This is a genomic window from Pseudovibrio axinellae, from assembly GCF_900110875.1.
In the GTDB taxonomy this organism is placed as follows: domain Bacteria; phylum Pseudomonadota; class Alphaproteobacteria; order Rhizobiales; family Stappiaceae; genus Pseudovibrio; species Pseudovibrio axinellae.
The window spans coordinates 1-4,070 of record NZ_FOFM01000053.1; the positions used below are offsets into that span (position 1 = coordinate 1).

The window sequence follows — 4,070 nt, forward strand, 5'->3', positions numbered from 1 at the left end:
ATGCCGCTGGCGTCGATACGAATAAAGTTTCCGCCGACATTTAAAGAGATCACTGATCCTGCGCGCACCACAACCTGGTCCCCACCGTCAACAAAAATGGTTCCCGGTGCGGTGTAATGCTGGTGCGCCCCACTTTCCATGCGAATGTTTCTGCCAGCTTTGGAGGTGTAATTGCCGCCAACAAAAAGGGTTTTATCTTCGGCTATGCTCTCATTATCGGTGGCATCAACTTGGGTCCGCCGAACCGCTTTAACATGCAGATCTTTCACACCACTAATGGTTTCTCTGTGCGATCCTTCCACCTCAATATCTTTTGAACTTCCAACGGATTCAGACTGGGAAGCCTCAACCCGTTTGTGCCGGTTAGCGCCGACCTTCCAGGTCTCGTTGTTCTCAACAACACCGTTGTGGAATTTCTGGGCGTGGAACCAGACTTCTTCCTGGCCGCCCTCATCTTCAAAGCGTAATTCATTGGAGCCCGTTGCCTTGTGGCTATCGGACATCAGCACCATGCGGGTTTTAAAGTCCGGCAGCTTATTGGGCGTTCTGTTGGTGGCGTGGTAGGTGCGCCCAGTCACGATCGGCTGGTCGGGGTCGCCTTCCAGGAAGTCAACGATTACCTCATGGCCGATGCGGGGAATGGCGATGTGGCCCCAGGACGCGCCGGCCCAGTTGGAGGCAACGCGGATCCAGCAGGAGGAGGTATCGTTGCTCTGGCCATAGCGGTCCCAGGGAAACTGCACCTTCACGCGGCCATGCTCATCGGTATAGATCTCTTCACCAGGAGGCCCGACCACGGTGGCAATTTGGGAGCCATCCACCCGGGGCCGGGTGCGCTGTGGCGGCTTATAGGCCAGCCGGTCCGGGATCGCCTCAAAGTGGGTGGAGAAAAAGGTTTGCCCCCCGGAGGCCGCTTCTTCTTCGCCAGCTCCAGGCTGCGAGCCGCTGTGAACGGCTGAAAGCAGATGGTACTTGATGTTGAGATGACTGTCTGGATGGTCTGCGAGCTCAAACTTATGCCCTGTCATCATATGAATGGCGTTGGTCTGCCCTTCAGCCAGAGTTGCGCCCACACGGGTGGCCTCCATCAATGCGCGCGTAAACGGTTCACCGGCTGACTTTTGCTTGTGGCGGCCAGGATAATCATACATGGCATACTCGCCCGCCAGCCCATTGTCCTCCTGGCGCTCCGCTGTATGCTCTTGATTATAGGCCGGGTTCTTAAACGTATAATCGCGCATGGTCCATTTGGACGAGCGCACCTCTTCGGTGACAGACAAGGCGTTACAAAACACGCCCTTCACCACCCCGCCGGCGGTCGCATTATAGTCCAGCTGGGGCTGGTCCGGCTGTTCGTGAATGATGCGGTAGTTATCAATAAAGTGCAGCACATGACTGCCGTTTTTGTCATAGGTGAAGTAAAACCAGATGCCTTCTTCTGCGCACAGCCTGCGGATGAATTCGTAATGGGTCTCACGGTACTGCACGCAGTATTCGCGCACATTATGTTCGCCCGTCAAACGCCACTTAACATTTTCAATACCATAGCGTTTAAGGGTTTCCTTGATGATGTCCGGGGCTGATTTTTGCTGGAAGATCCGGCAATCAGACCCATGGTCCAGCCGGTGCAGGCTTGGCAAAATCGTCACTTCATAACAGGTTCGGTGATGACCCTGATTGCGCCGTCTTGCCCGGTGGATCACACCTGAAAAGTGGCGGATGCCAGCATATTTATGCAGCACCGTAATGGTTGCGGGTGTGTCGATGAGCGCCTGCAGGTCAATATCAGAGCGCATTGAAATCAAACTGGCCTCAATACGAGTGAGCTCAAAAACCTGCTCGCTCACGCTGAAATCTTCAACCAGAAGATCACCTTCTTCAACCTCAGGCGAATAAAAGGCAAAGGCAAGATCATCTTTTTGCGCAAGAACAGGAAGTTGACTAATCACATTCATGGAAACCTCATCAATTAATACGCCCAAGCGTGAACCAGGACCGCAGCATATGGCGACGCTCCCAGAACGTGTAAGGAGTTGGGATATGCAAGCCAGGGCGGGAGCGCGTATGACACCGCACACGCCAGCGCATGTGGTCAGGAAAGGAAAACGAAATAGTGTCAGGCTGTGTGATCTGTATGTCCTCCAGATCCCCGTTCAGCCCAATCTGTGTGGTTTGGGCAAAATCAAGCAAATCGCCTTGAGAGAGAAAGAAAACTCCCACCCCCTCATCAAGGGAGGACAGATCCTGGAGGAAGACCAGAAAATGGTCACCAAAGCGGTACTGGGCACAGATGCTGGTGCCATACACCTGAAACGTGTTGTCGCTGCCCCCATGACGCAAGCTGGCGCTACCATCTGAAGCAGGGTTAAGAACAAAATCATGGATTGGGGTCAGCATGGGTTCCCGCATCAGCTTAATCCCAGAGCCATTCAAAAACGTAGTCTGCGCCAAGGGCACCTAATACCCCACCAACCACAACACCCACGGTGACGCAAACAGGAGCTCCAGGCCCACACAGCAATCCAGCAGCAGCCCCCCCTGCAGCTCCCCCTGCAAAGCCGCCACCCAAAACAGTGCCCTCTTTTGCGGTTGCTTTGAGTTTATCTTCAGCTGCAATGATGTTGAGTATCGAAATCGTGATGGAGACCACCACAAGGGCGCGCCCGAAGCGCAGGTTGCGAGCAACGGCCTTAGTGTGCTTTTCGCTGTTGCGACCAGCGCTGTCCACCAGCTCCAGGAAGACTTCATTTTGCTGTGCTTTGCTTAGGCTGGAAAAGGTCTTGCCAAACTTCTTGCCCGAATATTTAGCCAGCAGGTCGTCAAAGGATAATCCCGTTTTCTTGTGCGCCTCAGCAAAGGCAAGGCCTATATCGCTGGTGCGAAAGCGGGACGCTTTGAGAATTTCATTGCGGATGGAGTTAGCTGTTTTTGCGCCCTGCTGTGCAGTAATTTTGCCTGCAAGTACTTCGCGCCTGATCCTTTGAGACAAAGCTGCTGTTTGCCGCTGGTAATCCAGCCGCACCTTACTGTCTCCAATAAATCGGAGAGCAAAGTTGAGCGCGGCACTCTCAAGGGCATGTAGAGCCTGTTCAAGGCCCCGGTTGTCACTGCCCTGTAAGTTTTGCGGATATAGAGAGGCGGATGTGCGCTGCGCCAGTCTTTGTTCTGCCAGCGGATAGACCATCAAAATATCTCCTTGTAGGGCTTCTCGCCTGGCTTGACCATCAAGCGGTGCTCGGGGAACTGATCTAAGAAGCCGCGGATTTCCAGCTCATCTGATAAGTCTTCCTGCAAAACATCAGAAGAGCGTGAAGGCCGATCACGGCCTTGCAGCACCACATGCGCTGTGCCTGCCGGGTCGCTGTGGCGCGGGGCAGCTTCTGCAACCGCTTCCACCTTGCGCGGCCGCCACAACAGGTTGCGAAAGAAGCTGTGCAGGTAACTGCGCTTCCTTGGTGTCTTGCCAAAGACAGGTTGCATATTCCAACTCCGCAGGTCAGGCCCAAATCAAAGTGTGCCCCTCACAACGTGCACGGGGCAGTGTCCGGGCCAAAGCTGGCCCGGATCTGACGTCCAGTCCTATTAGGACAAAAGACTTAAGCGGCAGGCGCGCGCCAGTCATCAGCACCAGAGGTGCCGGAGACTGTGTGCTCCCACATGATCTTGCGGTAGGACAGCTCAATGGTGATCAACTGAGTGAAGTCAGCGTTCTTCGGATCCTGACAATGAGGCAGGCCGCACTCAATATTGGTTACAAGTGCATCTTCAAAGGAGGTGGAGAAGAAATGCTCTTGTTTACCGGAGGAATTGGTGCGGTACCATTTAACTTCACATTTAGGCAGCATCTCACCAGAAACCAGCGCGTTGTAGAGCAACGGGATGGACTTGTTCATGGAACAGGTGAACTTAAACGGGGTATGCACGCGCTGGCCTGCTGGCTGGCCGGACTGGATATCACGAGGAATGATGACGGTGTGATCAATGGCCTGCACCATGATCTCGTCTTCATGGCCTTCCTGCCATACGTTGCCAACAGAATCTTCTGTAAACGCGCCCTGTGTGATTGGCCC

Annotated in this window: 5 protein-coding genes; all 5 read right to left on the minus strand. The window is 54.2% G+C overall.

Going from position 1 to position 4,070, the window contains the following annotated elements; translation table 11 throughout:
- Positions 1-1,955 (minus strand): type VI secretion system Vgr family protein (locus tag BMZ51_RS23140; protein ID WP_074882387.1); only part of this gene is annotated, 1,955 nt, incomplete at its 3' end.
- 10 nt (positions 1,956-1,965) lie between these two features.
- A complete protein-coding gene (locus BMZ51_RS23145) occupies positions 1,966-2,409 on the minus strand; it encodes a hypothetical protein (protein WP_139201474.1) in 444 nt (147 codons plus the stop codon).
- Between the two features lie 4 nt (positions 2,410-2,413).
- Positions 2,414-3,184: a hypothetical protein gene (locus BMZ51_RS23150; RefSeq protein WP_203416167.1), complete on the minus strand. Its 771-nt coding sequence runs from the start codon at positions 3,182-3,184 to the stop codon at positions 2,414-2,416.
- Positions 3,184-3,480, minus strand: coding sequence for a hypothetical protein (locus BMZ51_RS23155; RefSeq protein ID WP_074882388.1), 297 nt, complete (start codon positions 3,478-3,480; stop codon positions 3,184-3,186). Before BMZ51_RS23155 ends, BMZ51_RS23150 begins: the two co-directional genes overlap by 1 nt.
- A 116-nt stretch (positions 3,481-3,596) precedes the next feature.
- Positions 3,597-4,070, minus strand: a 474-nt coding sequence (locus tag BMZ51_RS23160; RefSeq protein ID WP_074882390.1) for an Hcp family type VI secretion system effector, incomplete at its 5' end; no start/stop codon positions are given.

What these genes read in the sequence shown, in the direction of transcription:
- BMZ51_RS23145 (WP_139201474.1), bottom strand. Translation starts at nt 2,409, where the DNA reads ATGCGGGAACCCATGCTGACCCCAATCCATGATTTTGTTCTTAACCCT.
- BMZ51_RS23150 (WP_203416167.1), bottom strand. Translation starts at nt 3,184, where the DNA reads ATGGTCTATCCGCTGGCAGAACAAAGACTGGCGCAGCGCACATCCGCC.
- BMZ51_RS23155 (WP_074882388.1), bottom strand. Translation starts at nt 3,480, where the DNA reads ATGCAACCTGTCTTTGGCAAGACACCAAGGAAGCGCAGTTACCTGCAC.